At 52.7% G+C, this 1,974-nt stretch carries 3 protein-coding genes; 1 reads left to right on the top strand and 2 read right to left on the bottom strand.

Going from position 1 to position 1,974, the window contains the following annotated elements; genetic code table 11:
* A partial coding sequence (locus QMM04_RS22340) for a diguanylate phosphodiesterase (RefSeq protein ID WP_282997087.1) occupies positions 1–1,101 on the top strand: 1,101 nt, incomplete at its 5' end.
* Between the two features lie 36 nt (positions 1,102–1,137).
* Here QMM04_RS22340 and QMM04_RS22335 read toward each other — a convergent pair.
* Together QMM04_RS22335 and QMM04_RS22330 are read right to left on the bottom strand one after the other, a co-directional pair.
* Positions 1,138–1,359: a hypothetical protein gene (locus QMM04_RS22335; RefSeq protein WP_058757400.1), complete on the bottom strand. Its 222-nt coding sequence runs from the start codon at positions 1,357–1,359 to the stop codon at positions 1,138–1,140.
* A 241-nt stretch (positions 1,360–1,600) separates the two neighbouring features.
* Positions 1,601–1,974 (bottom strand): biofilm/acid-resistance regulator YmgB/AriR (locus QMM04_RS22330; RefSeq protein WP_349253953.1); only part of this gene is annotated, 374 nt, incomplete at its 5' end.

Genomic DNA, 1,974 nt, shown 5'->3' with positions numbered 1-1,974 from the left:
GGCATTCTGTTGTTTGATGGGCGACATTTCTTCCAGCTGCTTGAAGGACCCGATCAGGCCGTTCAGGGCATTTACGACCGTATCTGCCGCGACGCCCGCCATCACAATCTGGTGGAACTGATGCATGACTTCGCGCCAGCCCGGCGCTTTGGTAACGTCGGAATGGAGCTGTTTGACCTGCGCGAGCACAACAAATCCAGCGTACTGCAGGCGGTGCTGGATAAAGGCACTTCGCGTTACCAGCTCACCTATGACGACCGTGCACTGCAGTTCCTGCGCACCTTCGTTGAGGCGCGGGAAAAAGAGAACTATTTCGAGATCCCGCCGGCGAATACCTGGGAATTTATTACTGATGCGGAAAGCCAGCGTCAGCTGGAGAGTCTGCAACACTATGTACAGGATTGCCGGTTTGCGTTTCAGCCGATTGTTGATCCCTTCTCGCGGCGTATTACGGCCTATGAAGCGCTGATTCGCACGCCGGACGGCGGTTCACCGCAGGAGTACTTCTCTGCGTTTGGCGGCGATGCGATTTACCACGCCGATATTCAGTCCAAGAGTCTGGCCTTCAACCTGGCGAAAAATCTCGGCCTCGGCGAGCAGACGCTGACCATCAATCTGCTGCCGATGTCGCTGGTCACCGTCCCGAATGCGGTGGATTTCCTGCTACAGGAAATCGCGGCCAACGGTCTGGTACCGGAGCAGATCGTGGTGGAAGTGACGGAGAATGAAATCATCTCGCGTGCTGAAGAATTTACGGCAGAAGTAAGAAAACTTAAGGCGGCCGGTATCAGCCTGGCGCTGGATGACTTTGGTGCCGGGTTTGCGGGGTTGTCGCTGCTGTCTAAGTTCCAGCCGGATAAGATCAAAATCGATCGGGAAATCATCAGTGACGTGCACAAAAGCGGCCCAAAACAGGCGATTGTGCATGCCATTATTAAGTGCTGCGCTTCGCTGGAGATCGCGGTGATTGCTGAAGGCGTGGAGAAAGCAGAGGAGTGGATGTGGCTGGAAGCGGTCGGTGTCAGTCAATTCCAGGGCTATCTGTTTGCCCGCCCACAGTTTAATGGTTTCCCGGCAGTAGCCTGGCCGGAGATTAAGTAACCGGCAAAGCTGACCGCCGTAACGGCGGTCACAGGCTTAACACTCAGTCTCACGCGCCGGTTCTTCCAGCCGTTCACTCAGCACTACGTACTTCATCATCTCAAAGGTACGCTGCGTCATTGGCACCGCGCTGCACGGGCGAAACCAGCCAAACTGCTTCTGGTACAGCCACACTTCCGGATAGCGCTCGCCATCTTTAATCCAGTAATAACCATCATTCATAGGTTTGCCCAGCGGCCTGAGCCGCGAATCAGACATTCATGCGTGCCCGATAAAGTGATACGCCCTCTGGCGTAATGAGTAACCCTGCTTGCATGAAAGCTTACTCCAGCTAAATACTGTAGCAGAGAATAGAGGCAATTGTGCATTTCACGCTGGGCTTATTCAGGCAGGAAACGAGACGCGAAGAGAATAAATGCCCCTAAGCTAAGGGGCGAAACAAACAGGCAACTAAACGTCCGTGTTTCGGCAATGGAGTGGAGTACGACAGAAGCAGGTTTCAGGAAGCGATATCGTCAGGCGTGCGCTGAACAATAAGTTCCAGTGCCTGGCGATAAATATCCAGCTGAACCACGTCATGTTCAGACTCTAATCGCTCCAGCAGGGCCAGAATAATATCTTTATTGCTCACGCGCAGTTTCACCGCCGCCAGCTGTTTGTAAATCAGCGCGATGACCTCTTTTTCACTGGCATATTCTGAACCCGCGTGCTGGAAATATTCTGACAATTGAGACTCTGCTGACGTCGATGCATTCTGTTTCATAACAAGCCTCATCGGGTAAGCTGCAGTGCAAACTGCAGTGATTAATCGGTTATTCAGGTTAACCGCATGATTTTTCCTGCAAAAATGGTGATTTATTGTTGAAGGGAATG

Source organism: Pantoea sp. Pa-EAmG (genome assembly GCF_030024295.1).
Lineage (GTDB): Bacteria > Pseudomonadota > Gammaproteobacteria > Enterobacterales > Enterobacteriaceae > Pantoea > Pantoea dispersa.
The sequence above is the reverse complement of the archived record's forward strand: the minus strand, read 5'-3'. Positions and strand labels throughout refer to the sequence as shown.